General features: G+C 45.7%; 22 protein-coding genes. 8 read left to right on the top strand and 14 right to left on the bottom strand.

Annotated features, from left to right (window positions below; all coding sequences use genetic code 11):
* Positions 1-20: 20 nt before the first annotated feature.
* The 14 genes from C1S73_RS09780 to C1S73_RS09715 all read right to left on the bottom strand — a co-directional run bounded on the left by C1S73_RS09780 (position 21) and on the right by C1S73_RS09715 (position 18133).
* Positions 21-1412, bottom strand: a complete 1392-nt coding sequence (locus C1S73_RS09780; RefSeq protein WP_038870093.1) for a uracil-xanthine permease family protein — start codon at positions 1410-1412, stop codon at positions 21-23.
* A gap of 238 nt (positions 1413-1650) precedes the next feature.
* Complete coding sequence (locus C1S73_RS09775) at positions 1651-3648, bottom strand: S9 family peptidase (RefSeq protein ID WP_038870095.1); 1998 nt, start codon at positions 3646-3648, stop codon at positions 1651-1653.
* Positions 3649-3881: 233 nt separating this feature from the next.
* Positions 3882-5963 carry an ATP-dependent DNA helicase RecG gene (gene recG, locus C1S73_RS09770; protein ID WP_038870097.1) on the bottom strand — a complete coding sequence of 694 codons (2082 nt, stop codon included), beginning with the start codon at positions 5961-5963 and terminating at the stop codon, positions 3882-3884.
* A 211-nt stretch (positions 5964-6174) separates the two neighbouring features.
* Positions 6175-6858, bottom strand: coding sequence for a tRNA (guanosine(18)-2'-O)-methyltransferase TrmH (gene trmH / locus C1S73_RS09765; RefSeq protein ID WP_038870098.1), 684 nt, complete (start codon positions 6856-6858; stop codon positions 6175-6177).
* 52 nt (positions 6859-6910) lie between these two features.
* A complete protein-coding gene (gene spoT / locus C1S73_RS09760; RefSeq protein WP_038870099.1) occupies positions 6911-9031 on the bottom strand; it encodes a bifunctional GTP diphosphokinase/guanosine-3',5'-bis pyrophosphate 3'-pyrophosphohydrolase in 2121 nt (706 codons plus the stop codon).
* 39 nt (positions 9032-9070) lie between these two features.
* Positions 9071-9343, bottom strand: a complete 273-nt coding sequence (rpoZ, locus tag C1S73_RS09755) for a DNA-directed RNA polymerase subunit omega (RefSeq protein ID WP_005379346.1) — start codon at positions 9341-9343, stop codon at positions 9071-9073.
* Positions 9344-9506: 163 nt separating this feature from the next.
* Positions 9507-10130 carry a guanylate kinase gene (gene gmk, locus C1S73_RS09750; RefSeq protein WP_038870100.1) on the bottom strand — a complete coding sequence of 208 codons (624 nt, stop codon included), beginning with the start codon at positions 10128-10130 and terminating at the stop codon, positions 9507-9509.
* A 363-nt stretch (positions 10131-10493) separates the two neighbouring features.
* Positions 10494-11708, bottom strand: a complete 1215-nt coding sequence (locus tag C1S73_RS09745; protein WP_038870101.1) for a tetratricopeptide repeat protein — start codon at positions 11706-11708, stop codon at positions 10494-10496.
* 11 nt (positions 11709-11719) lie between these two features.
* Positions 11720-12352: an energy transducer TonB gene (locus C1S73_RS09740; RefSeq protein WP_005529132.1), complete on the bottom strand. Its 633-nt coding sequence runs from the start codon at positions 12350-12352 to the stop codon at positions 11720-11722.
* Between the two features lie 4 nt (positions 12353-12356).
* Positions 12357-12764: an ExbD/TolR family protein gene (locus tag C1S73_RS09735; RefSeq protein ID WP_005430119.1), complete on the bottom strand. Its 408-nt coding sequence runs from the start codon at positions 12762-12764 to the stop codon at positions 12357-12359.
* A gap of 25 nt (positions 12765-12789) precedes the next feature.
* Complete coding sequence (locus C1S73_RS09730) at positions 12790-13317, bottom strand: MotA/TolQ/ExbB proton channel family protein (protein WP_038870102.1); 528 nt, start codon at positions 13315-13317, stop codon at positions 12790-12792.
* 9 nt (positions 13318-13326) lie between these two features.
* Positions 13327-14688: a MotA/TolQ/ExbB proton channel family protein gene (locus tag C1S73_RS09725; RefSeq protein WP_038870104.1), complete on the bottom strand. Its 1362-nt coding sequence runs from the start codon at positions 14686-14688 to the stop codon at positions 13327-13329.
* A 3-nt stretch (positions 14689-14691) separates the two neighbouring features.
* Positions 14692-15456 (bottom strand): DUF3450 domain-containing protein, encoded by a 765-nt coding sequence (locus C1S73_RS09720; RefSeq protein WP_038870106.1) that lies wholly within the window; start codon positions 15454-15456, stop codon positions 14692-14694.
* A gap of 73 nt (positions 15457-15529) precedes the next feature.
* Positions 15530-18133, bottom strand: coding sequence for a TonB-dependent receptor plug domain-containing protein (locus C1S73_RS09715; protein WP_038870108.1), 2604 nt, complete (start codon positions 18131-18133; stop codon positions 15530-15532).
* Between the two features lie 820 nt (positions 18134-18953).
* On the opposite strand from C1S73_RS09715, the gene C1S73_RS09705 reads away from it, so the two are divergent.
* The 8 genes from C1S73_RS09705 (at position 18954) to C1S73_RS09670 (ending at position 26893) form a co-directional block, all read left to right on the top strand.
* Positions 18954-19979: an ABC transporter permease subunit gene (locus tag C1S73_RS09705; protein WP_005434432.1), complete on the top strand. Its 1026-nt coding sequence runs from the start codon at positions 18954-18956 to the stop codon at positions 19977-19979.
* Position 19980: 1 nt separating this feature from the next.
* Positions 19981-21024 carry an ABC transporter permease gene (locus C1S73_RS09700; RefSeq protein ID WP_038870110.1) on the top strand — a complete coding sequence of 348 codons (1044 nt, stop codon included), beginning with the start codon at positions 19981-19983 and terminating at the stop codon, positions 21022-21024.
* Between the two features lie 37 nt (positions 21025-21061).
* Positions 21062-22888, top strand: a complete 1827-nt coding sequence (locus C1S73_RS09695; RefSeq protein WP_038870112.1) for an extracellular solute-binding protein — start codon at positions 21062-21064, stop codon at positions 22886-22888.
* 9 nt (positions 22889-22897) lie between these two features.
* Entirely contained in the window at positions 22898-23755 is an 858-nt protein-coding gene (locus C1S73_RS09690) for an ABC transporter ATP-binding protein (protein ID WP_050566714.1), read from the top strand.
* Positions 23756-23791: 36 nt separating this feature from the next.
* Entirely contained in the window at positions 23792-24631 is an 840-nt protein-coding gene (locus tag C1S73_RS09685; RefSeq protein ID WP_080774273.1) for an ABC transporter ATP-binding protein, read from the top strand.
* Between the two features lie 141 nt (positions 24632-24772).
* Positions 24773-25198 (top strand): phosphate-starvation-inducible protein PsiE, encoded by a 426-nt coding sequence (locus tag C1S73_RS09680; protein WP_038870113.1) that lies wholly within the window; start codon positions 24773-24775, stop codon positions 25196-25198.
* A gap of 166 nt (positions 25199-25364) precedes the next feature.
* Positions 25365-25739, top strand: coding sequence for a hypothetical protein (locus tag C1S73_RS09675; RefSeq protein ID WP_038870114.1), 375 nt, complete (start codon positions 25365-25367; stop codon positions 25737-25739).
* Positions 25740-25939: 200 nt separating this feature from the next.
* Positions 25940-26893 carry a DMT family transporter gene (locus C1S73_RS09670; RefSeq protein WP_038870115.1) on the top strand — a complete coding sequence of 318 codons (954 nt, stop codon included), beginning with the start codon at positions 25940-25942 and terminating at the stop codon, positions 26891-26893.
* The last annotated feature ends 3 nt before the right edge of the window (positions 26894-26896 follow it).

The following is a 26896-nucleotide window of genomic DNA, read 5'->3' as shown; positions in this document are numbered from 1 at the left end:
TCTTATTAACGGAACTGGTATTAGGATTCTTTTACCTCTTGAGCAACCAGCTCATCTTCCTCTTCCAGTTTCTCTGGAAGCAGTAGGTTCAATACGATAGCGGTGATGCCGCCTGCCGCCACGCCTGTTGAGAAAATACTCTTAATGAACTCCGGCATGAATTGCAGAATTTCTGGTTTTTGCGCAATGCCCAAACCCATTGAGAATGACAGTGCCATAATTAGGATTGCGCGGCGATCGAGATCGACACGAGAGATAATGCGCACGCCCGCTGCGGCAATGGTGCCGAACATCACGATGGTTGCGCCGCCCAGTACTGGCTCAGGAATCAGCTGAACAAAGCTTGCCACACCCGGGAACAGACCCAGAATCACCAACATGCCTGAGATGAAGTAACCTACGTAGCGGCTTGCTACACCTGTGAGCATGATGATGCCGTTGTTTTGGCTGAAGGTAGAGTTCGGGAAGCTGTTGAATACTGCTGCAATCGCTGAGTTCAGACCGTCAGCTAATACGCCACCTTTGATGCGCTTCATGTAAACCGGACCTTTCACTGGCTCACCGGAAACTTCAGACGTTGCGGTGATGTCACCGATTGCTTCTAGTGCCGTGATGAAGAAAATCAGAACTAGTGGAATAAACAGCGACCAGTCGAAGCTTAAGCCGTATTGCATTGGGATCGGCAGTGCGATGAGGTCCGTTTGGTCCAGTGTTGATGTGTCGACCATGCCCATGAAGTACGCCATGACATAGCCAACCAGCATTGCAATTACAATTGATGCAACGCGTAGGTATGGGTTCTTTGAACGGTTAAGAATTATGATTAGGCCAAGTACCGTACCGGCGAGTGCTAACTTGTCTAGGCTACCGAAAGAGCCGTCGCTCATTGCCGCGTAGCCACCGCCCATTGATACTAAGCCCACTTGGATAAGCGTCAGGCCGATAAGCGTCACGACAATGCCAGATACCAATGGCGTAATGATGCGGCGTGCGTGTTCTAGGACGCGAGATAGCAGGATTTCAGCAAAAGACGCCACCAAGATAGTACCGAAAATCGCTGCCATCATGGTGCTAAGATCAGCGCCGCCAGCTTTAAGAGAAAGACCCGCACCGATGATTGGACCTAAGAAATTAAAGCTGGTGCCTTGCACTGAAAGCAAACCAGAGCCGATAGGACCAAAGGTACGAATTTGAATAAAGGAAGACACGCCTGACGCAAACAGTGACATGCTGATGATGGTATTGGTTTGGTCTGCAGGCACACCCAAAGACTGACAAATGATCAGAGAAGGAGTAATAACGGCTACGAACATCGCCAATAAGTGCTGAATTGCAGCAAAAATGGTCTGAGGTAGTGGTGGACGATCGTTTAACTGATAGACCAGTTCCGAAGTTCGGTTTGAAGTTGTCATGTTTGTCTCGCTAGTCGCAATAATTCTTGCCCCAGAGCTCGCTGAATGGGAGTGCTGGGTGGAGTTGACGTTATGACCTGTGATTGCTGTTAATCAGTGTCAACTCAGGTTGGTTTGATGTGACAAGGTGCACACCATAAATTTTGAGCGCGATTATAGAGGGATTTATTCAAAAAGCAAACGTTTGCTTTGGGCTGAAAAGAAAAGGCGATAACGGAATGGTTATCGCCTTTAAGGTTTACCTTGGGAGGTTAGTTTTTAAGTGCTTATCAAAGAAGCCCAACACATGAGCGTAATATTTAGCTCGGTGTTCATCTTTGTAAAAGCCATGTCCTTCATCGTCTAACACAAAAGATTCATATGGGTAGTTGAGCTTGTCGAGTGCTTTAGCCATTGCCTCATAATGTTCAATAGGCGCACGTTGATCTTTTCCCCCGTGCACGAGAAGAATAGAAGCTTTTAACTTGTCTGCATTATGAGTTGGAGACATGGCTTTCCAGACTTTAGGGTCGGTTCCCAGTACTTCTTTCAAAAAGCTTAATCCCATGCGGCTATCGGGCACATCACCTTCGGTGAACATCAACTCAAGGTCATAAACACCGGCACTGCCCACGGCGCACTGAAACAACTCAGGTGCAAGGGTGGCGGATTGCAATGCACTGTATCCACCAAAGCTTCCGCCAGAAATACAGATACGTTCTTTATCTGCAATGCCTTCTGCGACAATGTGTTTGGTGGCGTCGATGATGTCATATTGAATGTTCGTTCCCCATTTACGATAGCCAGCCTCTTCAAACTGCTTACCGAAACCACCACTGCCACGGAAGTTTACTTGCATCACAGCATAACCGTTGTTAGCGAGAAACTGATTCTCCTCGGTAAAACGCCACCAATCTCGTGGACCATGAGGACCGCCATGCGGATTGACGATAAGAGGGAGATTTTTTGCTTCAGTATTTGGAGGCAACGTCAGATAACCTGAGATGGTTTTCCCGTCTCGACTGGTGAACTCAAAAGGCTTCACTTCGGCCATTTTCTCTGGATCTAACCACTCTCGTGCCGAGAATAGGTAACGGATTTCTTTTGGCTCGGTGGTAAATAAGTAGTAATCCCCAGGGTTTCTATCGTTAAAGGCCATGATGACGTAAGCGTCGCCAGCTTCTGTCTCACTGACTAGGCGAACTTGATGACCAGGTAGAGAAGTTAGGATCTGCTTTAGGTACTCGCTGCGTTTGTTTTTTGGATCAACAAAGGCATAAGTAGGGTAATCACTTTCAAACTCGACGGCGTAAAGTTGCTTTGAGTCTGGATCTAACCAATATTCCTTCGGATCGACGGTATCATCCGAGGCAACTTTTGTACTTTTACCGGTTTTTAAGTTGAGGTGATGGATTGCTCTTGGCTCTCCTGACTGACTTATCGCGGCATAAACGGAATCTTGATTCTCTGCAAAAGAGATAGGATAGAACTCTTCGAAGTTTTTTAAAGCCGCCAATTTATCGGAGCTTTTCCATTGATCGTTGACGCGATAATAAAGCTCGACTTTGTTATTGCTATTCAAGCCTGAAACAAAGCGAACTTCACCATCATGGTCGGTGAGAAACCGACTAAACGGGATGGGTGCTGTCGTTATCTTTGAGCGTCTACCGGTGTATACGTTGACGCGGTACACCTCTCTTGGCGCTTCTAAGTTGAAACTGTATTCACCGAGAGGAAGAGCAGAAACTAAGATATGGCGGTCGTCTTCAGGCAGAATATCTAGGACATCACCGTAAGCTCTTACGATAGAGGATGCTCGCACTAGGCGGCTAGTTTGAGGAGGGTTATAACCAAATATATAAGCGTATTTGTTTCCATCCACATTGGCCGAGACGAGTTCGCCATAGTAGCGAGGAGCGGTAGACCAACTCTTTAAATATTCTTTGGATGCGACAACTCGTTCATTATTGACCCAATAATAATCACCCACTTGCTCGTTACCTGAGAAGCGCAGCACACTGCTCGGCTGCATGGTTTTACTGTCGAGTATAACCAAAGCATCTTTACCATCGATACTGGATTCAAAGGCTAAGTGCTTGCCGTCAGGTGATATTTTTGGATTAAAGTAAGCCGAACTTTTGGCAAAAAGCTCAGCCGACTGAAGAATCGCGCTCTGTTTATCTTGCGCTGCTATGGGGGCGGAGTGTACAGAGCCAACTAATGCTGCTGTGACCGCAAGCAAGGTACGTTTTTTCATGCATCTATCCTTGATGACATTGTGTATTTATGACGTTTTTATATCCGCTTGGAGTATTAACTTTATGTAGAGTTTACTTGCTCTAACTTGTCGTAATTATTGAATAAAGTCGACTTGGTTTTTATTAAATGAGAGATTCATTGGTGGAATGAATGTATGCGAAACCAACCTTACAGAACAGTGTCTGTAAGGAGGTTTATTAATGGAGTGAGGGTAGGTGAGAAAAGAACAGCTTACGCCTTAGAATAAATATCACGCTCGCCTAACCAACGGTCAATAATTGCGGTCGCATTCGTCGGGTAGTTGTCATGAATGTAACGCGCAATGCGTTGAACTTCTGGAATCAAGCGCTGATCTCGTACTAAGTCAGCAATTTTAAAATCGGCCAAGCCAGTTTGTTTGGTGCCAAGAAGCTCACCCGGTCCACGAATCTCTAAGTCTTTCTGTGCAATCACAAAGCCGTCATTGCTTTCACGTAATACGCCTAAACGTTTTTGGGCGGTTTTTGATAGTGGCGAGTGATACAGCAACACACAATGGCTCGCCACTGAACCTCGACCAACACGACCTCTCAACTGGTGCAACTGAGCTAAACCTAAACGCTCTGGGTTCTCGATGATCATCAGGCTGGAATTGGGCACGTCCACGCCAACTTCAATCACTGTCGTTGCAACCAGTAAATGCAGCTTATTGTCTTTGAAATCCTGCATCACCGCTTGCTTCTCAGCGGGCTTCATTCGTCCGTGCACGAGACCAATTTTTACGTCAGGCAGTTTACGTTGCAGCTCTTCAGCGGTATCAGCGGCAGCTTGAGCTTCCAAGACTTCAGATTCATCAATTAAGGTACATACCCAATACGCTTGTTTACCTTCGTTTAAGCAAGCATTGCGCACTCGTTCGACGATATCATCGCGTTTGGTGTCTGGAATCGCGACGGTCTGGATTGGTGTTCGACCTGGCGGTAGCTCATCAATCACCGACGTTTCTAAGTCGGCATAAGCAGTCATGGCTAATGTTCGCGGAATCGGCGTTGCTGTCATGATGAGCTGATGTGGATAAGCGCCTTGTTTCGCGCCTTTCTCTCGCAGTTCTAAGCGCTGGTGGACACCAAAGCGGTGCTGTTCATCAATAATAACCAAAGAAAGATGATGAAACTCAACATGCTCTTGGAAAAGAGCATGAGTGCCCACTACCATTTTCGCTTCACCGCTGGCAATGCGCGCCAATTCGGCTTCTTTGGCTTTACCTTTCAATTTACCCGCAAGCCAACCGACCTGAATGCCCATTTTCTCGAACCAATTAGCGAAGTTAATCGCGTGCTGTTCGGCGAGCAGTTCGGTAGGTGCCATTAAAGCGACTTGATAGCCGTGTTCAATGGCTCTGACTGCTGCGAGTGCCGCAACTAAAGTTTTTCCCGAGCCTACGTCACCTTGAACAAGACGCATCATTGGGTGCGTTTTTTCTAAGTCAGCTTCAATTTCATTAACGACTCGTGCTTGAGCATTGGTCGGCGAGAAGGGCAATTGAGCTAGTAGCTGCTTTTTCAGTGAGTCACACGACGCCAAAGGTAATGCAACGTCTTGTTGTCCTTTGCTGCGCACTGCCAACATAGAGAGGTTCTGCGCCAGTAACTCTTCCATGATCAACCGAATTTGAGCAGGGTGTTTACCTTCATCAAACTCATCCAAATTAATGGTTGGAGGCGGTCGATGAATCGTATGCAGCGCTTGCGACATGGTGATCTGGTGGTTGTACAAACCAGAAGGCAGCAACTCTTGTACAGCGGCTTTATCGAGGAGTGATAAGGCTTGTTCCGTCAGGTTACGCAAAGTGATTTGGCGTAACCCATCGGTGGTTGGATAAACGGGGGTTAAGCTCTGTTCCACATCCGGCTTTTGTTCACTTGCATAAAACTTGTAGTCAGGGTGAACAATTTCTAAGCCCATACCGCCACGCTTAATTTCACCGTAAGCGTGTACTAACTTACCGTTCGAGAAATTGTTCTTCATCGCGGCAGTAAAGTTAAAAAAGCGTAGGGTAATGGTGCCATTGCCGTCGCTGATTTTTACCGTCAGCATTTTGCGTTTGCCGAAAGTAGTATCGACAGCCATGACTTTGCCCTGTACCGCCGCCCAAAGTCCGGCATGCAGTTTGGCGATTGGGTAAATGCGAGTGCGATCTTCGTAACGAAGAGGAAGATGAAACAGTAGATCTTGAACGCTATGCAAGCCAACTTTGGCGAGTTTTTCTGCGACTTTAGCGCCAACTCCAGACAGAGAAGTTAAAGGAACAGCAGATAACATTTGGGCAGACATAGTGGGCTCAAGAAAATAGTTAACATAGCAGTATGTTAACCACTAAGCTGTGTTTTTGTACAGGATTAAGTTAGAGAAAGGGATATGGGAACGCTTACGCTCCGAGATTCGAGAACGCGGAAACAAACTAACCAGTGAGGCAAGAAAGAGCCATATCGATTGACGATATGAGGTTATCCCGAAGCGAAGCGTTCTCGCCTCTCGAGTCTATTTATTTCTTCTGCATCTCTTTCCACCATGATTCGTCAGCCACAATTTGGCCTTCGTCATCAAGTTGTGGGTATTCTAGCCCTTTGCGCTTCGCTACCTTTGCTAAGACCGGATGCCCACGTTCGAACAAAATGCGGTTGATGGTTTCTTTTGGTAGAGCGCTCTCTTCACGTTCGTACATGCCAGCGGCTTCACGCTGACGCTGCGCTTCATAAAGAATCACAGCACTGGCGACTGAGACATTCAGAGACTGCACCATACCGATCATTGGAATAATGATGTCTTGGTCTGCGAGTTTCTTCGCTTGCTCTGAAGCGCCGATTTTTTCGCTACCCAGAATAATTGCCGTTGGCTTGGTGTAGTCGATTTCACGAAAATCGACCGCGGTGTCCGAAAGGTTAGTGACCAAAACCTGCATGCCTTGCGTTTTGAGCTCGGTAATCGCGGTTTCAATCGAATTGTGAGTATCTACTTCTACCCAGTTACGTGCGCCTGCTGAGGTGTGAGTGAGGGTACGCATTTTGTCTGGCCAAATCGCATGAACTTTGTGTAAGCCTGTTGCGTCAGCAGTACGGATCACAGCGGATACGTTGTTTGGCTTATGAACTTCTTCAAGGCACAGAGTGAGGTCGGTTTGGCGTGCTTTTAGCACCTGATGAATGCGGTTGTAACGTTCTAAATTCATAATTAATAGGGATATAAAAAATCGCCACCCAGTGATTGGATGGCGATGAAGTTTAGTTCTTTCTTCGTCTGACTCGAGTCGCCTGTGGCATGGTCTTAATTTTACGCATGATGCCAGCAAGGTGAACACGATCTTTGGTGGTTAGCAGTACGGTAACGGTGTACAAGCGACCGTCGCGCTCTTCGGTCGAGAGACCGTGAATGTTCGAACCGGTTTTCGAAATCACATTGGTCAATTCCGCTAACGCACCTTGGTTGTTAAGCATATCGACTTTTAGTTCAGCGATGAATTCTTTGTCGTACTCTTCAGACCAAGCAACAGCCATGTATTTGTCTGGTTCTTTTTGATAACCGCGTACGTTTGGACACGTTTCACGGTGTACCACAAGACCACGACCTGGCGATACGTGAGCGATAATGTGGTCATCTGGGATAGGGTGACAACAATTTGCGAAAGTCAGTAGCAGGCCTTCAGCCCCACGGATTGGCAGTTTCTTTTTAGATTCGTTTGGAATCGAACTTGTTGTGGTCAACTCATCGGTGTCACCTAGTAGGCGACGAGCGATGACGATACTCATCAATTCACCCAAACCAATTGCTGCAAGCAGATCATCAACGCTTTCTAAACGTAGATCCGTGAGCACTTCTTGGATGTTTTCTGGGTAGATTGAATCAATCGAGTGGCGACCTAAGGCGTGATTCAGAAGGCGACGACCCAAGGTAATCGACTCTTCGCGACGCATGGTTTTCAATACTTGACGAATCTTAGTGCGGGCACGCGATGTCACGACATAGTTTAACCAAGCCGCGTTTGGACGAGCGCCTGGTGCACTGATGATTTCTACTGTCTGACCGTTCTTCAGTGCCTTACTCAATGGGTAAGGGTTGCGATCAACACGAGTACCAACGCAAGAGTTGCCAACATCAGTATGCACTGCATAAGCAAAGTCGACCGCTGTAGCACCTAACGGCAATTCAACGATACGGCCTTTTGGCGTGAAGACGTAAATTTCGTCTGGGAACAGATCCGATTTTACGTTTTCAATGAATTCGAATGAGTTACCTGCACTTTGCTGTAGCTCAAGTAGGCTTTGCATCCAACGCTGAGCTTTCACTTGCGCTGTTGTGCCAGACTTGTCGCCCTTGTCTTTGTATGACCAGTGTGCTGCAACACCTTTATCCGCCATTTGATCCATATCTTCGGTACGGATCTGAACTTCTACTGGTACACCGTGTGGGCCGACCATAGAAGTGTGTAGCGATTGGTAGCCGTTCGCTTTTGGTACTGCGATGTAATCTTTCATGCGACTAGGGCGCGGCTTATACAAGCTGTGTACTTGGCCTAGGACGCGATAACAAGTATCGGCAGTATCAACAACCACTCGGAAAGCGTAGATATCCATGATGGTGTGGAAACGCTGTTCTTTGGTTTTCATCTTGTTGTAGATGGAGAACAGGTTCTTTTCACGACCTAACACGCGCGCATTTAAGCCTACATCTTCGAGTCGGCCTTCAATTTCGCTGTGAATACGTTGGATCATCTCTTTTCGATTACCACGTGCCGCTCGCACCACTTCTTTTAGAACGCGGTAGCGGTTAGGGTAAAGCGCTTCGAAGCCAAGCTCCTCGAGTTCCGTTTTGATATTGTGAATACCAAGTCGGTGAGCCAGCGGCGCGTAGATTTCCAGTGTTTCACGAGCAATACGGCGTTTTTTGTCAGGGCGCAGGGCACCTAGCGTGCGCATATTGTGCGTACGGTCGGCCAGTTTGATCAGGATAACGCGGATGTCTTGCACCATCGCCAGAACCATCTTACGGAAGTTCTCGGCTTGAGCCTCTTTCCTATCGCGGAATTTGAGTTTGTCCAGTTTAGATACACCATCAACCAGCTCAGCGACGGTATTGCCGAATTTCTCTTCGAGATCTTCTTTTGTAACGTCACAGTCTTCGATGACGTCATGCAGCAAAGCAGCTTGGAGGGTTTCGATATCGAGGCGCATTTCGGCCAAGATTCGAGCCACAGCGACTGGGTGGATGATGTATGGTTCACCGCTTGAGCGGGTTTGCCCTTCATGGGCATCTCTTGCTACCACATAAGATTGACGCAGAGCCTCAATTTGAGGCTCTGTTAGGTATTCTTGGGCAACGTCTTTGAGGCTATCGAATAGATACAAATTATAGGCCCGGGAGGTTGTTGAATTCTAAAGTCAGAATTAACGGTTGTGAGCGATGCTGCTTACTGCCGCTAGCTCTGCCGCTTCTTGCTCTTGCTGTTCTTGACGTTCACGAGCGTCTAGAACTTCTTTAGTAATTAAACCTTCTTCGATTTCGCGTAGAGCGATAACCGTTGGCTTATCGTTCTCTTCTGGCACTAGTGCATCTTTACCGCCAGTTTGCATTTGACGAGCGCGGCGAGCCGCAATCAGTACTAGGTCGAAACGGTTGCCAACTTTTTCAACAGCGTCTTGAACAGTTACGCGTGCCATGAGGACTCCAAATAGTTAACTAAATTTTGAATGACGAGAAAGTATACAGTCTCAGCGTAATATTTACTAGCGATAAGACGTGCAACAACAATGACTTTCTATATAAACAATATAAGCTTCCTTATCGTAATAAAGAAGCGAAAATTTGTGTTTCCGAACAGAATTACTCTGCTAGAAGCGCATCAAGCATACCTTTATATTTAGCAGCTTGCTTTTCTTCCTTCAATCTTTCCGCACGTAGAATGGCTTTAAAGTCCATTAATGCAGTGTCGAAATCATCGTTTACGATTACGTAATCGTACTCGTTGTAGTGTGAGATTTCAGACTTTGCTTCTGCCATGCGTTTTGCGATTACTTCTTCACTGTCTTGACCACGAGTGTTTAGACGGCGCTCTAGCTCACCATTTGATGGTGGCAGGATAAAGATGCTTTTCGCTTCTGGCATTTGCTCACGGATTTGGCGTGCGCCTTGCCAATCGATGTCTAGGAATACGTCGATGCCTTTATTTAGCGTTTCTTCAATCCATACGCGTGATGTGCCGTAGTAGTTACCGAACACTTCTGCATATTCTAGGAAGTCGCCTTTAGCAATTAGAGTTTCAAACTCTTCTTTTGCTACGAAGTGGTAGTGCGTACCATTTTCTTCGCCAGGGCGCATGCTACGAGTAGTATGAGACACAGACACTTTCATTGCGTATGTTGGGTTGCGTTCCAACATTGCTGAGATCAAGCTAGATTTACCTGCGCCGCTAGGTGCCGATACGATATAGAGAGTACCTTTGCCCATTGTACTGTTCCACTTTTGGTTGGATTGAGTGAATGCCGAAAGAGTATCGACCTTGTGTCATGCTAATAACGCTTATTGGCGAAATTGGTATAACGATAGCACTGACGTTGATGATTTTCTCACCAAACCGCTTGAGATTGGTGATAAACCCGCCAGAAAAATGGAGGCGAAGAGTATCATGATCTCTTTGCGGTAGCTAGCCGATCTTTTGGATCTTTGAGGCTCAGTATAAATTCATATCTTTGTATACAGAAACGAAAAAAGGGGAAGCTTTCACTTCCCCAGGCGTGCGACTGACTCACACTTAATTTTCGGAGCAACCATAACCACTTTGGTTACTACTTTACAGGTGTTGGTGGCCTGTTAGCCTTGAGACTCTAAGAAGTTGATCCAAGGGCTAGCGACAGGCTTCATATCAGGCGATTGTGCTGCACTCTTCATTGCTTTTAATGCATTGCTTGGCTGATTTAATTCGAAGTACGCCATACCTCGAATGTAGTTCAGCTCACCTTTATCATCACGTTTAGCGTCTGGTGCGGCATTCTTAGCAAACTTAGTTGCTGCTGAGTACTGCTTGTCGAGAATCATCAAACGAGCAATCTTGATCTGCGTTTTTGCTTTTGGCGCTAACTTGTAGGCCGCTACATAAGTCTCGATCGACTTATCTAGTTCCTGCGCTTGTTGCCAGAAAGACGCTAGTTTTTCTAAGTTTTCAGCAGTACGCGCAACATGACCTTCTTCCATCGACGTTTGCATTGTTTTAGCCGCGCGGAAAGGTACACCTTGATAAGCTTGGAAGTTCACTAAGCGTAGATACTCTTTCTCTCCCTCTAAAAGACCCATTTTATGAGCCATTTCTAAGGTTGAAAGGGCATTACGCTCTTGTTTGAGTTCCATGTAAATACCAGACAATTGTGTCCAGTAACGCTTATTTTTCGGGTACTTGGTAGTCAAGATTTTTAGCACGCCAGCAACACTTTTGAATTGCTTTAATTCATAGTGAGCAGACATCAACAGCTGATACCAAGATTCACTAGGATTCTTCGTCATTGCAATTGCCTTTTTGGTTGGCGGAATTGCGTTGCGGTAATCTTCTAGTTGAATGTAAGCACTTGCCAATGTGATGTAAGCATGTGCTTGAGGTTTTTCCTCTGTTGTTTCAGCAATCTTGAACCACTCGTTCATCGTATTAACTGATTGCTTAAATTTGCCTTCTGCTAGATAAAGCTGTGCGAGGCTATAACGAACCTGTTGAGCTACGGGTACTGGTAAAGCATCTAACTTGAGTGCTTCAGCAAAGTACTTCGCTGCTTTTGGGTAATCGTCCTTTAAAGAATATAGAAAGCCCATCTGTTGTAGTAACACGGCGCGGTCGTATTTCTTTTTCTTGGTACTTCCCAAGGCAGAGTTCAGTTTAGAGATAGCATCCGAGTATTTTTCAGTTGCAATCAGTTCCTGAACTTTGTTCACAGTTCGGAATGTTCTGTCAGACAACTCTGGTGTTTTTGCTAGGGCAGGTGCGCTGTACGCACCTGCAATAACCAATAGAGAAGCTAACAATTTTGTATATGTTTTCATGTTGCGACTCCTTAGTTAGTAGAGAACTCGATTTCTTGCGATAAGCGCGAAGTTACCGGCTTTCCATCAACCATTTTTGGTTTAAAGGTCCACTTTGATACGGTTTTTCTTGCTGCTTTACCCAAGCCTAACTTACGTGGTGTTTCTTTTAAGACTTTGACATCTTGAACACTGCCACGCTCGTTAACAGTAAACTCTACTAAAACGATACCTTTCTCAATCCCAGCTCGTGCCGCTTTACGTGGCATTTGAGGTTGGAATGTCGCAAGAGGAACTGGGCCTCCGCTTCCAGCCAGTTGAGCGCCACCACCTTGCGAGTAGTGACCGAGTACTGAACCACCTGTAACGTTCACTGGTAGGTCGAGTTTCGGCATATCCATTGGGATTTGATCCATCACCGGTTTGACCGTTGCTGTTACCTTCATTTCAGGTGGCGGCGGTGGGCGCTTCGGTGGTGGTGGTTTCGGGAGTTCGCGCTTTTTCTCCTGTATTTTTTCGTCCGGTTTAATGCGAATGAATTCCACCATACGGAGATCATCATTCGACACTAGCTCGTGGCGCTCTTTGTTTACTAGCTTGTCCATCCCCCAGAACAATCCAAGGGAGACAATGAGCGCCAGTGCAATTGAGGCCAGATACCGCATAGGCTTAATCCTTATTGGTTGCGGCAATGGAGATGCTTTCAACACCTGCCATCTTAATCTGGTCCATCACCTTCACGACTACGCCAGCATTTGCTTCTGTATCCGCTTGGATTACAACCGCACCGTCTGGGCTTTCAGCACGTAGACGCTCGATGTTGGCACGAACCGCATCGACTTCAATACGACGCTTGTCTACCCACACATCGCCTGCTGCACCGATAGCAACCATGATGTTACCTTTCTTCACGGTTTGCGCTGAACTTGCCGTAGGACGATTTACTTCTAGACCTGCTTCCTTAACAAACGATGTTGTTACGATAAAGAAGATCAACATGATGAATACGATGTCTAGCATCGGAGTCATATCGATAGCAGCCTCGTCGCTGCTGTCATTGCTATAGCGTCTCTTCATGACCTATACCTCTAATTCCGTTTACTCAGGCAATGTGCTTCAGCTTGTCTTCAAGCTTCTGCGTGGTGACTTTGGCTAAATGATCAAGACGAGTACTAAAGAAAAGTCCTGATAGAGAAGCCACCATTCCCGCTAATGTTGGGATTGTTGCCTTTGAGATCCCCGAGGCCATTGCTCGGGGGCTTCCTGTTCCTGTTACCGCTAAGATGTCGAATACTTGAATCATACCGACAACAGTGCCGAGCAGACCAAGTAGGGGACAAAGTGCAATCAGTACTTTAACGATTGGCAGTCCCTTTCTATTCTCAATATCCTGACGAGAAACCATTTCTTGTCGGATCATCTTTGCGTTCCAGCTTTTATGTTCTGAACGCTCTTCCCAAAAGCTCACCGCTTTTTTCATTGCTTTGGGAGCGACAGCAGCGAAGTAAAACCAACGTTCTAACAAGACTGCCCATAACATAAAGCTGAGGATAAAGATGGCGACAAGTACATCGCCACCCATTCCCAAGAAGCGCCTAATTGATTCAAGTTCTCCAACTAACCACCACATAATGCCTCCTTAGCTTTCGGCTTTATGCAGTTTTTCCTGATAGCGAGCGATGAAGCCTGCACTCTGTTCTTCAAGAGTTTGAACCAAACGGCGACCTTTACTGTGTACGATGGTGTACAGGAACAGTAGAGGAATTGCGACAACTAGACCAAGCATCGTAGTAACAAGTGCTTCTGAGATACCGCCAGCCATTAGCTTCGGATCACCTGTACCAAATAGTGTGATTGCTTGGAATGTACCGATCATACCCATAACAGTACCTAGTAGACCCAGAAGAGGAGCTACCGAAGCAAACAGCTTGATTGAACTGATAAAGCGTTCAATGCTCGGTGCGTTACGTAGGATTATTTCATCCAGTTTCGCTTCAAGATCCTCAAGGTTGTCACCTTTGTGGTCTTGGTAAGCTTGGATTACTTCACCCAGAGGGTTACCTGGAATAACAGTGTCTGATTTCGCTTGCTTACGCATTTTGCCACCAATAACCAATAGGCGTAGGTAACAGATAAGCGCGATAAGTGCACCGATAGCACCCATGCCTAGGATGACGTAACCCACGATACCACCTTGGTCAATACGCTCCTGAACAGTAGGGCTTTGTACGAGTAGAGACAGAATCACACCACGAGATGGGTCGATAAACAAAGGTTCGTATGTGCCTTCTGCTGCTTCAAAACCACCAACTAGGCCAGTAATGTTTTTGCGTGGTTGGCGTGATAGTTCTTCAAACTTAGCGGTTTGAGGTACATAAGTAACGTACTTACCATCTGCGATTGCGTTAAACTCACCGACAAGAGTGACGTCACGTACCGCTTCTTTACCTTCGCCGTATACAACCGTTGCTTGTGCTGTTGTTGTCTCGCCTGATGCCACTACCTGTTGTAGGATCGTGTGCCAAAATGCTTCAAGTTCTTGCGTTGATGGAAGTTCTTTACTTTCTGCTAGTTTCGTAAGAAGCGCGTCACGCTCTGGGAAAAGAACAGCATTTTGTGAAGCGGCAAATAGGCCTTTAAATTCACCTGCATACTGACGAACCACACCAAACATTTCACCTAACGTACCTGAACGAACACGCAATGTTTCTGTTAGGTCAGTTAGCTGTTTGTCGTTTTCATCAAATGTTGCTTTTAATTCGTCACCAAGAGCTTGTTGTGCTGCAAGTTCTGCACGTGCTTTTTCAAGAAGTGCAGCTTGTTGGTCACGGTTGTTTTTGAACTCAGCTTCACGAGCCTTGTTCTCTTTTGATTCAACGATACTTTCTGATTTTACGTTTTTCAGTAGCTCAGATAAGTTCTTAGGTGCTTCAGCTTGCGCACCGGAAATCATGAATAAGCTCGCTAGCAAACCAGCGGCTAGAGTTTTGAATCCTTTCATTTCTTATTCCTCCCCAGCAAATACAGGCAGTTTGATCAGCGCTGGTGGCGCTTGTTTCTTAGCGATACGAAGGCCTTGCTGTACAGCGATACGGTAGTTTTCTGGTAGTGATTCCCATTGACGGGTTTGTTGATTCCACATACCTGTTTCACCGCCATCCGGAGATTGGAATAGAAGCGCAGTACGACCAATACGTAGGAAGTCGTAAGTCACGGTCTCACCGTTACGCTCTAGGCTAGCTTTGTAAGATTCGATTGAGCGAGAGAAGCCTTCTTCAATTTGATACGCTTCCATCACTTTACGGAATTTCTCAGAAGTTGTTACGTCTGCACGATCCATCAGGTCACGCAATTCGTTAACGCGCTTTGCGCGTTCTTCCTTTTGGAAAGGAAGATCAAGCACAACGAACTCATCAAGAGCGTCGATCATTTTCAATGTAAGAGGCACAACCTCAGTCGCGGTTTGATCGATTTGAGCAATCTGGCTGTTTAATGAATCCAATTCGCCTTGCTGCGATTGAACCATACGATTGATTTGCTCGTTGTAGATTTTCATGCTGTCGATCTGACGCAGAAGGCCTTTGTATTCAGCCAACATGCCTTCAGTGCTTTCAGCATAGGTGTCGATTTTTTGTTGTGAAGCCTGAGAAGACTTCGTCGTTTTTGCTTGGTTAGCGACGACGGTACCAGAGTCTGCAGCGACGGCTGCTCCGCTTACCGATAAAATCGCGGCAGTAACTGCACTTACGCCAAATTCCTTTAACGTCATAGTTGCATCCTTGTCAGTGTATAAAAGTCAGTCGAGTGGGGCGCAGGAAAAGCTCCTGCGCCAAAGGTTTTAATTAAAAGTTTTGAGAGTATTTCACGAAGTAAACGCGGCCTTGAATGCTGTATAGGTCAGCATCGTAAGTCACACCATCAGATTCAAACGCTGGGTCTTCATCTGTAAGGTTACGTACACCTGCTGTGAACTTCGCATCCCATGGAGCTAGGTAGTTGTATGCTACGTTCCAGATGGTTTGCGATGGGATGTTGCCTGTCTTGTTGTAGTTCTCATCAACGTCTTGTGCTTGTGACGCGATGTAGTCTGCTGATAGGTAAACATCGTGCTCTTCTAGGAAGTTAAGGCCAACACCTGTGTTGAAACGGTACTCAGGTAGACCATTACGGCCAACTTGGTTATTTACTGGACCATTCACGTATTCAGGTGCGCTGTAGTCAAGAACATAACTACCCATGAAGTCGTAACGTAGAACTGCTGAGTCGAAGTCATAACGGTAGCCAACTTTTAGGTCAAGACCAGACGTATCTAGAGTACCTAGGTTTTCTAGACCCGCTGTTGCGTGTGTAATACGACCTGTTGCATCACGGTCGATGTTCGGGTTAGAAACACCGCTGCTACGCTCCTGGTCAACCATGCTTTGTAGCGAATTAAGTGTGATTACGTCATCGATACTGATGTTGTAGTAATCAAGTGTTAGATCTAGATCTTCGATTGGTGAGTAACTTACACCGAAGTTAAATGAAACTGATGTCTCAGCATCTAGATCTTCGTTTGATGTACGAGTTACATCATATTGAGTTTCTGGACAGTCCGCGTCAGAAATGCCATTTGCTTGACAGTAAACGTAATCTTTTGCGCTGTCTGCAGAGAAGCTATCCGCACCGTAAAGGTTTGCTAATGTTGGTGCACGGAAGCCCATACCCGCACCTGTACGGAACATTAGGTTATCAAGAGGTTGGTAACGGAATGATGCTTTTGGTGAAATCTCACTACCAAAGTCACTGTAATGGTCGTAACGTGCCGCAATGTTCATCTCTAGCTCATCGGTAAACGCGATCAGAGACTCTGCGTAAAGCGCGTAAGTTTCACGGTCACCACCTGCTGAGTTACCAGAACTACCGATGATGTTACCTGCTTCACTTTGTGGATCGTATTTGTCAAAGTAATCGTAAGTTGTGAACTCTGCACCAATATACACAGGGATAGTAACGTCCCCGATTTCTGCTAGGTCAAACTGAAGACCACCGTAGAAATTGTGCATTTCCATTTGCGTTTCGCGGCTTGTTCCGGCTGCTAGGTCGCTCGTTGCATCGGCACTGAACTCGCCATCTACAAACTCGCCTGAGTTCGCTAACTGCTCAGCCGGTGAGCGGAACACGTAACCTGTACCAATTTCGTTACTGTTCGAGAAGTTAAGCTGGTAACCCGTTTCCCAAACCACATCACCGAAGCTATCTGTGTAAAGTGTACCGTCTAGGCCTGCTTTCAAATCAGCTTGAAAGTCAGTTACGTTGTTGTCACGTGTACCTACGTTGTTGAAACGGTAGTAAACACGAGCAGGACCTGCTGCTGGATCGAGACCGTTCTCTGTGAAGAAGTCAGAACCACCAGATGTTGTTGGGTCAACTTCAAACCAACCTGCTGCAGGAGCATAACGACCGAAGCTTTCGTTGCGGTTCAAAAGCACTTGTGCATTGAACGTTGTGTCGTCATTCAGGAAAATATTACCGTTAACAAAAACAGTATTACGCTCTAGAGAAGCAGTTTGCGCAGCATCAGCTGTGTAGTCGTAACCACAGATATCACCCAGACCAGGGTAGTTGGTTAGACCAACAAAGCCTTTTGATGAATCACAAGTTGCGTCTGTGTCGTAACCTTTCAGCGCTTTCAGCTCACCATTATGGTAAACGTTTCGGCCGTAGATACTCACACCAGACATATCAAAGTAGTTGTCCGCACCAGTATTGGTTGAGCTTAGGTAGTCACGATCGCGTTGGTAGATTTCGTCTTTACTATCATGCTCAAACGAGAACATGATGTTGCCTTTCTCACCACTTGTACCCATCACGAAAGCAACATTCTGTTCATCGCCGCCTTCTTGACTAGGGATACCTGAACCAACTGTGACGTTGATGCCGTCGAACTCATCTTTCAAGATGATGTTCACTACACCTGCAACAGCATCTGAACCGTATACAGCGGAACCACCGTCGGCCATTACTTCAACACGTTCTACGATTGCAGAAGGGATTACGTTGATGTTGGCAGCACCGCCACCCATCGCTGCTGAGCCAGGAAGACGTTTGCCGTTAATTAGAACTAGAGTACGTTCAGAACCTAGACCTCGTAGAGAGATGGTTGCTTGGCTTTGTGCCGAGCTGCCTGAACGTTCGCTGTGTGAACCAAAAGAGTTAAATGAAGATTTACGTAGTACATCAGCGATAGATACATCACCGGCACGTTCAATTTCTGCACGGCCGATTACTGCTACTGGAGTGCTTCCTTCCATAGACGCACGTGTTAAACGTGAACCAGTAACTTTCATCTTTTGAAGTTTTTCAACTTGCTGCTCTTCTGCCTGTGCTGCTAGTGGGGCCACTGCCGCCGCCGTTCCCAGTGCAAGGCTGATCGCAACAGATAAAGCGGTTGTGTTTTTATACATCCTTGTTGCTCCGATTATTATTATTTCCTATGTATGGTCACTTAAAGACCAATTGTGACGTTAAGATTTCGTTAACGCTTGCCACATGTATACCTGAGGTGAAAAAAGGAAGTCAAACCAGTGGTAAACAGAGATAAGGAAATGTAAAAAAGATGTAAAATTCCAAAAGTGATGTAAATCACAGAATAAATGGCTGTGTTAGGAAGGGTGGGCGAGATCAAATATTAATAAAACACCGTATTTTGTGTTTCTTGTAAAGACTAATGACTTATGTGGCCTTTGGTTTTTAACTAGGCGATTGGTACTGAAAATGGGTGCTTATCTAGAGAATTATTCTGATTTGGTTTTTTTATGGAATGCTCTCTATGTTAACTCGATCGCAAGGAGTGGTATCAGAATATGATACCCACCATTATAAAAGGGCTCACTCGTATTTCAGGGTCAAATAGTAATGGGCGTTTTCGTCTAATTATTCTCTATATATGCATGTTTATATAGGGTTTTGGCTCTAAAGTGCCCAGATTGATATTCTGTATGAATTGGTTTTGTGGTTTTTTATAATTTTTTACAAAAACATTTCTATTTTTCGACCTCGAGGGAAGTTTGTCATGTTTTGGGTTCAAACACTTGAAGCTTCAGTGGATTCAAGATAAATATGACGCTGAAATTATTGCAGTAGTGGAAAAAACTGGCTTTTGAAATTCAGGGAGTGTGTTTCAACAGCTTTAGTTACTACGGGATAGAGATGCACCATTTTGGGCCGGATTCCTCCTCTCCAATTCCGCCTAATAATGGACAGTAGACAAGGAGCAAGTTGTATATGCTGTCGTACTTTTTACGCCGTTTGGCGTTGGTAATCCCAACGTTTCTCGGGATTACCATTCTTATCTTTGCTATCACGCGATTCGTACCTGGTGGTCCGGTTGAGCGCATGCTTTCTCAAATGCAAGCGCAAGGTGATGGCGCCGCGTCAATGACATCTGCTGGCGGTAATACCGCTCTCTCCGATGATCAAATCGCTGAGCTGAATGCGTTTTATGGCTTAGATAAACCAGTGATGGAAGCCTATGTTGAATGGTTGAGTCGCTTGGTGACGCTTGATTTAGGTGAATCTACTCGTTATTACGAACCTGTGTCTGACATGATTGCAGAGCGCTTACCTGTTTCTTTGTTTTATGGCGGAATGACCTTTTTTATCAGTTATTTTATTTCGATTCCGCTCGGCTATTATAAAGCGCTTAAACACGGCTCCGTATTTGATTCCGCTTCTTCTATTCTCATCTTTGTCGGGTACGCACTACCCGGATACGTGGTTGGTGTCCTACTTATCACCTTGTTCAGTTATCACCTAGAGTGGTTCCCGATGGGAGGCTTTGTCGGAGACGACTTTGATGACTATGAAACCTTCTTTGAGCGCGCAAAAGACATCATGTGGCATGCGGTACTACCTCTTATCTGTTACCTGATTGGTGACTTTGCAACGCTAACGATGACAATGAAAAATAACCTGATGGAAAACTTGTCATCCGATTACATTCGTACTGCGATTGCAAAAGGTTTGCCATTTAAGAAAGCAGTACGCAAGCACGCGCTGCGCAATAGTTTGATTCCAATCGCCTCTCACTTTGGTAATTCATTGTTGTTCTTTATGACAGGTGCATTCCTTATTGAAGTAATTTTCAATATTGATGGCATCGGCCTGCTTGGTTATGAGTCCATCATGGAGCGCGATTATCCTGTAGTTATGGGCATCGTAGCTATCAACGCGGTATTGCTACTGATCGGTAATATCATTTCAGATATCTGTGTTGCTTTAGTCGACCCACGTGTGAAGTTTGGAGCGTAATATGATTAAAGTTAGCCCATTAACCCAAAAGAAGTTCCGTCACTTTAAAGAAATCAAACGCGGTTATTGGTCATTTTTGATCTTATCAACCATGCTGATCCTTTCATTGTTTTCGGAGCTGTTGATCAACAGTAAGGCACTGGTCGTTAAGTACGATGGTAGTTTTTACTTTCCTGTCGTCAGTGATGTCCGCTTGGGTTCTGAGTTTGGCCAAGCTTCTTCTAGTGAAGCAGACTACCGAGAGCTACAAAAGGTATTCGAATTAGAAGGTGGCGATAACTTCGTTGTATTACCTATTGTACCTTGGAACCCATACGAGCAAGACTTTAGCGGTGATTTCCCGCCGACAGCGCCAAGCGCCGAAGATAAGCACTACCTAGGCACTGATGTAATTGGTCGAGACATTTTAGCTCGATTGGTTTATGGCTTTCGAACGGCAATGGGCTTTGCGTTGCTAACCATGGCCATTTCGTATGCGATTGGTACTGCAGTTGGCTGTGCGATGGGCTTCTGGGGCGGAAAATTTGACTTATTTGTTCAGCGTTTGATCGAGGTCTGGTCAATGGTTCCGTTTTTGTACGTCATCATGATCCTCGTCTCGATAGTGCAACCAACCTTTACTCTGTTCGTCGGTATTAACGTACTCTTTGGGTGGATGGGGATGACTTGGTACATGCGTACCATGACCTATAAAGAGTCGGCTCGTGAATACGTAATGGCAGCACGTGCATTAGGTGCGTCAACCGGCCGTATCCTGTTCAACCACATCCTGCCAAATACCATGGTAATGATTGTGACGCTGGCACCATTTACTATCGCAGCGAACATCACAGCACTGACAGCACTAGATTACCTAGGCCTTGGCCTGATGCCTCCGACACCAAGTTGGGGTGAGTTATTGCAACAAGGTAAGTCGAACCTAGACTCGCCATGGATCGTTGCTTCTGTTGTTAGCTCTATCGTACTGGTGCTAGTGATGGTGACCTTTATTGGTGAAGCTATCCGAGCTGCATTCGACCCGAAAAAATTCACGCGCTACGTTTAAGTAAGCATTGTGAGCAAAACATAAAAAGGGAAGTTTTATGAAAAAATTATTATTAGCGTCAACGCTGAGCGCCCTGAGTTTTGGTGCGATGTCAGCAACGCTTCCGACTGACTTAAACTGGCAAACAAACTGGGATGAGCCTCAATATGGCTCTCCTGAAGCAAAACGTGGTGGTACCTTCCGAGCGTATATGTCGAGCTTTCCTCAGACTTTGCGTAGTGTTGGCCCCGATGCCAACTCAGGTTTGCGTTCTTATATTCTGGATGAAACACCGGGATTGGTTGTACGTCACCCTGATACTCTCGAATTTATTCCGGAGTTAGCTAATGAGTGGGCGTTAGCGGGTGATAACAAAACCGTTTATTTTAAACTGAACCCAGAAGCAAAATGGTCAGATGGTAAACCTGTCACTGCCGACGATTTTGTATTTATGCTGAAGTTCTATCGCTCTAAAGACATTCTTGAGCCATGGTATAACGATTACTATAACAAGACTGTCGAAGATGTGATTAAGTTCGATGATTTAACGTTCGCGGTTAAAGCCGCGAAAGAACTCAATCCTGAAGAGTTGTTGTTAAGAATGGGCGCACTGCGTCCGCGTCCTGCTCATTTCTATGCGAATCCAAAGAAAGATGAGAATGGTGATGGTATTCACGACAACTTTGTTCGCTATTACAACTTTAAGAGTGAACCAACCACGAGTGCTTACTACCTAGCGGATATCAAAAAAGGTAAAAGCGTTACCTTTAAACACGTAGGCGAAGACTGGTGGGGTTACTCGAACAAGTACTACCAAAACCGTTATAACGTCGACAAGATTCGCATCACCGTCATCCGTGATAACGATATTGCCAAGAAGCACTTTGAGAAAGGCAGTTTAGATGCATTTGGTCTGGTTCTACCAAGCTTATGGCATGACAAATCCAATACCGCACCTTACCAAAAAGGCTACATTCAGAAGTTCTGGGGTTACAACCAATACCCTGTAGGGGCTGGCGGTGTTTGGATGAATACTGCAATGCCATTATTGGATGATTTAAACATCCGCAAAGGCATTACTCACGCGATCGACTTTGATGGCATGATCGAAAACATCATGCGTGGTGACTACAGTCGTAAACCAAACCCAACAGGTTACGGCCACGGGAAATACACGTTGCCAGATGCTAAAGCTCCGAAATTTGACCCAGAAAAAGCGGCACAAGCGTTTGCTGCAGCGGGTTTTGATAAGATAGGTTCGGACGGAATCCGTATCAATGACAAAGGCCAACGTTTGAGCTTCGAATTGACGTACGCGACACCAGTACACACGCCTCGTATCGCCTTTGTGCGCGAGCAGGCTAAATTGGCTGGTTTAGACATTGAGCTTAAGCTGATCGATGGCTCGTCGATGTTCAAATATGTGCGTGAGAAGAAACATGATTTAGCGTTCCTTGATATGGGTACTTCTGAGATACCAACCTATTGGGAATACTTCCACTCAGTGAACGCGAATAAGCCTCAAACCAACTCGTTCACAAACTACAGCACGCCTGAACTTGATGCGAAGATCATCGATTATCGCTTCAATATGGACATGGACAAAAAGATCCAACTTGGTCATGAAATCCAGCGTGACATTATTGATGCGCACGTGATTGTTCCTGGTTATATGGTGCCTTACGTTCGTTATGGCCACTGGCGTTGGTTAAAGCTGCCAGAGAAGCCAATGAACCGCATGACGGAAGCACTGTTTAGCGGTGGCATCATTGGTGATGGCACTTACTGGATTGATACTGATGTGAAGAAAGAAACCCAGAAGGCGATGAAATCGGGTAAAACTTTTGAACCGGTTGTTGTCGTTGATGACACTTATAAGCTGTAAGGATGTGTTATGGAAAACGATGTAATCCTAAGTGTTAAAGATCTTGAGGTTGAATTCATTACGGATGATGGACCTGTCAAAGTACTGCATGGCGTGAACTTTGATGTTCGTGCTGGGCGTACCCTTGGTCTAGTTGGTGAGTCGGGCAGTGGTAAGAGTGTCACTTCGATGTCGATAATGGGTCTGTTGCCAAAACCATACGGTAATATCGTCAATGGTGAGGTCAATTACCGTGGTACAGACCTTGCCACATTACCAGCAGAAGAAATGTACGCCATGCGCGGCGACCGCATTTCTATTATTTTCCAAGACCCGATGACGGCTTTGAATCCCGTACATAGTATCGGGCGCCAACTGTGCGAAGTCTTGGAGTTGCACCGTCCTGAATTGGATAAGAGGCAAAGAGAGTCTTACGCGCTAGAAATGCTGGCCAAAGTAAAAATCCCAATGCCAGAAAAGCGTCTGAATGAATACCCACACAACCTATCGGGTGGTATGCGTCAGCGCGTGATGATCGCGATGGCATTAGCGTGTAAACCAGACATTCTTATCTGTGATGAACCAACCACTGCACTGGATGTAACCGTGCAGGCGTCTATTCTTGAACTAATGAATGAGCTTCAAGAAGAAACGGGCATGGCGATGATTTTTATCACTCATGATCTTGGTGTGGTTGCGGAAGTGTGTGATGACGTAGCCGTGATGTACGGTGGTCGTATTGTGGAAAAAGCCGAGATTTTCGAGCTGTTTGATAACCCACAGCACCCTTATACAGAACGTTTAATGGGTTTGATGCCGAGTTTAGATAACGAACCTAAACAGATGATCGATATTAAACCGATAGATACCAGTATGTTTGCTAGCTAACTGGTGCAAAGTGAACAAGTCATAAAAGAGGATGTTATGGCAAAAGAAGTATTAAGAATTGAAGATCTTAAGCAGCACTTTGTATCAGGTAAAGGACTGTTTAAGAAAGGCTACACCATTAAAGCCGTTGATGGCGTGTCGTTATCAGTAGGTGAGGGTGAAACTCTTGGCCTAGTAGGTGAATCTGGCTGTGGTAAAAGTACCCTAGGTCGTACTATTTTGAAATTGTACGAGCCAACAGAAGGTAAGATTTTCTTTGAAGGCAAAGACATCACCAAATTGTCTGTGAAACAAATGCGCTCATTGCGTAAAGACATGCAAATTGTCTTTCAGGACCCGATGGAATCGCTTAACCAACGTCATACGATTGGAATGATTCTCGAAGAGCCGTACGTGATTCACAACATTGGTACGTCCTCAGAGCGTAAGCAGTGGGTGAAAGAGCTGTTGGTCAAAGTCGGTTTGCCAGAAACCGCGGTAAACCGCTATCCGCATGAGTTCTCCGGTGGTCAGCGCCAACGTATTGGTATTGCTCGTGCGATTGCCCTTAAGCCTAAATTGCTGATTTGTGATGAGTCGGTATCCGCGTTGGACGTATCGGTTCAGGCTCAGATCTTGAATTTGTTACTGCAACTTCAGCAAGAGATGAATCTGGCCATCATCTTCATCTCTCATGATTTGTCTGTAGTGAAACATGTGTCCGATAAAGTGGCGGTGATGTACTTTGGCAAAGTGGTGGAAGCGGGCAACGCGAAAGAAATTTACGCGAACCCTCAAAATGACTACACCAAAAAACTTCTATCCGCGATTCCTATCACGCACCCTAAATACCGCAAGAAAAAGCGCGTGGCAGAAAAAAAGCAGCAAGTGGCGTAAAGTCACCTTCTAGGTAAAATGAAACGCTCCTATTAATTGGAGCGTTTTTTCTTTCTGCCGGTGAGGTTTGTCAGTTCAGCTTATTCAACTCTGCGTGCTACACTGCAAACTTACTCCTTTGATTTGTTTGGATAGTTGGCCATGCCGTCGCATTTACCTAAATCATTCAGTCGTCCCTTTCTGAAAATCTTTCATCTGCTTGAAGCTGTGCTTTTGGTTGCCATTACTCTGGCGACTGTTTGGGCTATGGTCGAAGAGTTTGTCCATATTTACGTGCAAAAGCGTGTTGCACTCGATGATATCTTATTGATGTTCATCTATCTGGAAGTGCTTGCTATGGTTGGGCAGTTTGTGATGAACGGTAAGATACCAGTCCGTTACCCAATTTACATTGCCATGATGGCCATCGCTCGCTATATCACTCTCGGAATGAAAGAGCTCGACTCCGTGATGATAGTGTGGCTGTCTTTGGCCGCGTTTATTCTGGCTGCCGCTACTTTGGTTATTCGAGTCGGTCATCATTATTGGCCGTATATTGATAATCAAACCGCCGAAAAAGATGAATAATGTTAAGCCTCGCCAAGTGCGAGGCTTTGCTTTTGTGTGAAGGGGAATCACATCTACACGACTTTGGGGTAAAAAAGTGTAAAGTCATCTCAAGCACTATTGTTTCTTGTCTGTTTGACAGTTATCTTCACGCTATCCCGTATTCTCCTTTTTATGAGACATTGTGATGCTGATGAAAAGCACATCCACAATTTGCTTCCTGCTCTCTGCTTTGATGGCTTTTATGCTGTCGAGTGGCGTAGCTCGTGCAGAGGTCTCACCCGGTTACTCAGATAACACTCCCAATGCAGAAGTGATGCACTTTAGCTATTGTGATATCGAGTTTAATACCGTCAACAAGGAAGAACCGGGTTGTTGTGAACCGGGCGGAACATGCTTCGAAAAACAATGTTGTTCCCATGGTCATGCTTCGGGCACGGCAGTTGTCGAAACCCAGCAACGTTCATATGAGGCACCATATCGCCATGAGCTTGCGACTAGCCAAACTTCTATCTATACCAGTGCAGATATGCACTCTCACTATCGTCCTCCGATAGCTTAATTCCTATCTCGCAGCATATCGCTGCCAACAATGTCACTGCACGCATTACCGTGCGAATTTGTTACGCGTGTAAATAGCTTTTTTATTTACACCGCCCTGTGATGGGAACTAAAAAATGAAAACCACTTTAATTGCTCGTAACGAGCGCCTTGCTGCGTATCTGCCAAACCTTGTTAATGCTCAACAAGCGGGAGGTCGTCATGACGTATAAGCATCTACCAATTATCTTGTTCGTGTCTGTGTGTTTGATTTGGGGTACCACGTGGTTTGCGATGGAAGTAGCGGTGCAAACTATTCCACCTATCTTTGCTACTGGACTGCGTTTTCTTATTGCCGCACCGCTATTAATCATGTTGGCGAAACACCTCAAACAACCTCTGTTCTTCCCTAAAGGTAAAGTGTTCTGGATGTTCGTCGTTGCGATTTTCTATTTCGCGATTCCGTTTACCTTGATGATTTTTGGGGAACAATACATTTCATCGGGCCTTGCTTCGATCATCTTCGCCAATATGCCGATAGCGGTGATGGTGACATCGAGTCTGTTTCTTGGGCTTAGGTTACGTAAATCCCAGATTGTCGGCCTTTTGGTCGCGGTTCTGAGCTTAATTCTGATTCTGGCGAAAGAAATGAGTCTAGGTGGAGAGGATTATCTGCTGGGCTTTCTCGCTCTAGGTGGGGCGGTCGCGATTCATGCAGTGATGTATGTGTTTGTTGAAAAGTTCTGTAAAGGCATTCCAGTACTGACTTACAACGCCTTTCCAAGCTTTGTTGCTTCTGTGCTGTTGTTTATCACCTCACTGATCGTCGAGCGACCAGATATTTCTCAGTTCTCGGTGGACTCGATTAGCGCTGTGATTTATCTCGGTATGTTTGCTAGCGTAGGTGGCATTGTGGCGTACTTTAAGCTTGGACAAGTGTCGACGCCGTTTACTGCCTCGATCTGTTTTCTGTTTTTCCCGTTGATTGCGCTGAGTCTTTCTACATGGATTGCGGGTAACAGTTTGTCGTTGGTTTCTGTCGCTCTGCTGCTGCCATTATTGGGCGGTATTTTTGTCACTAAAGCTGAACCTACTTTCTGGCAGCGTTTTCGCCTCAAGTCTGCAGAGCAAAAGCCTGTGCTATGTGAACATTGTATGAAGAACATCAATGCCTAAAAC

This window comes from Vibrio jasicida 090810c (assembly GCF_002887615.1).
Classification (GTDB): domain Bacteria; phylum Pseudomonadota; class Gammaproteobacteria; order Enterobacterales; family Vibrionaceae; genus Vibrio; species Vibrio jasicida.
The sequence above is the reverse complement of the archived record's forward strand: the minus strand, read 5'-3'. Positions and strand labels throughout refer to the sequence as shown.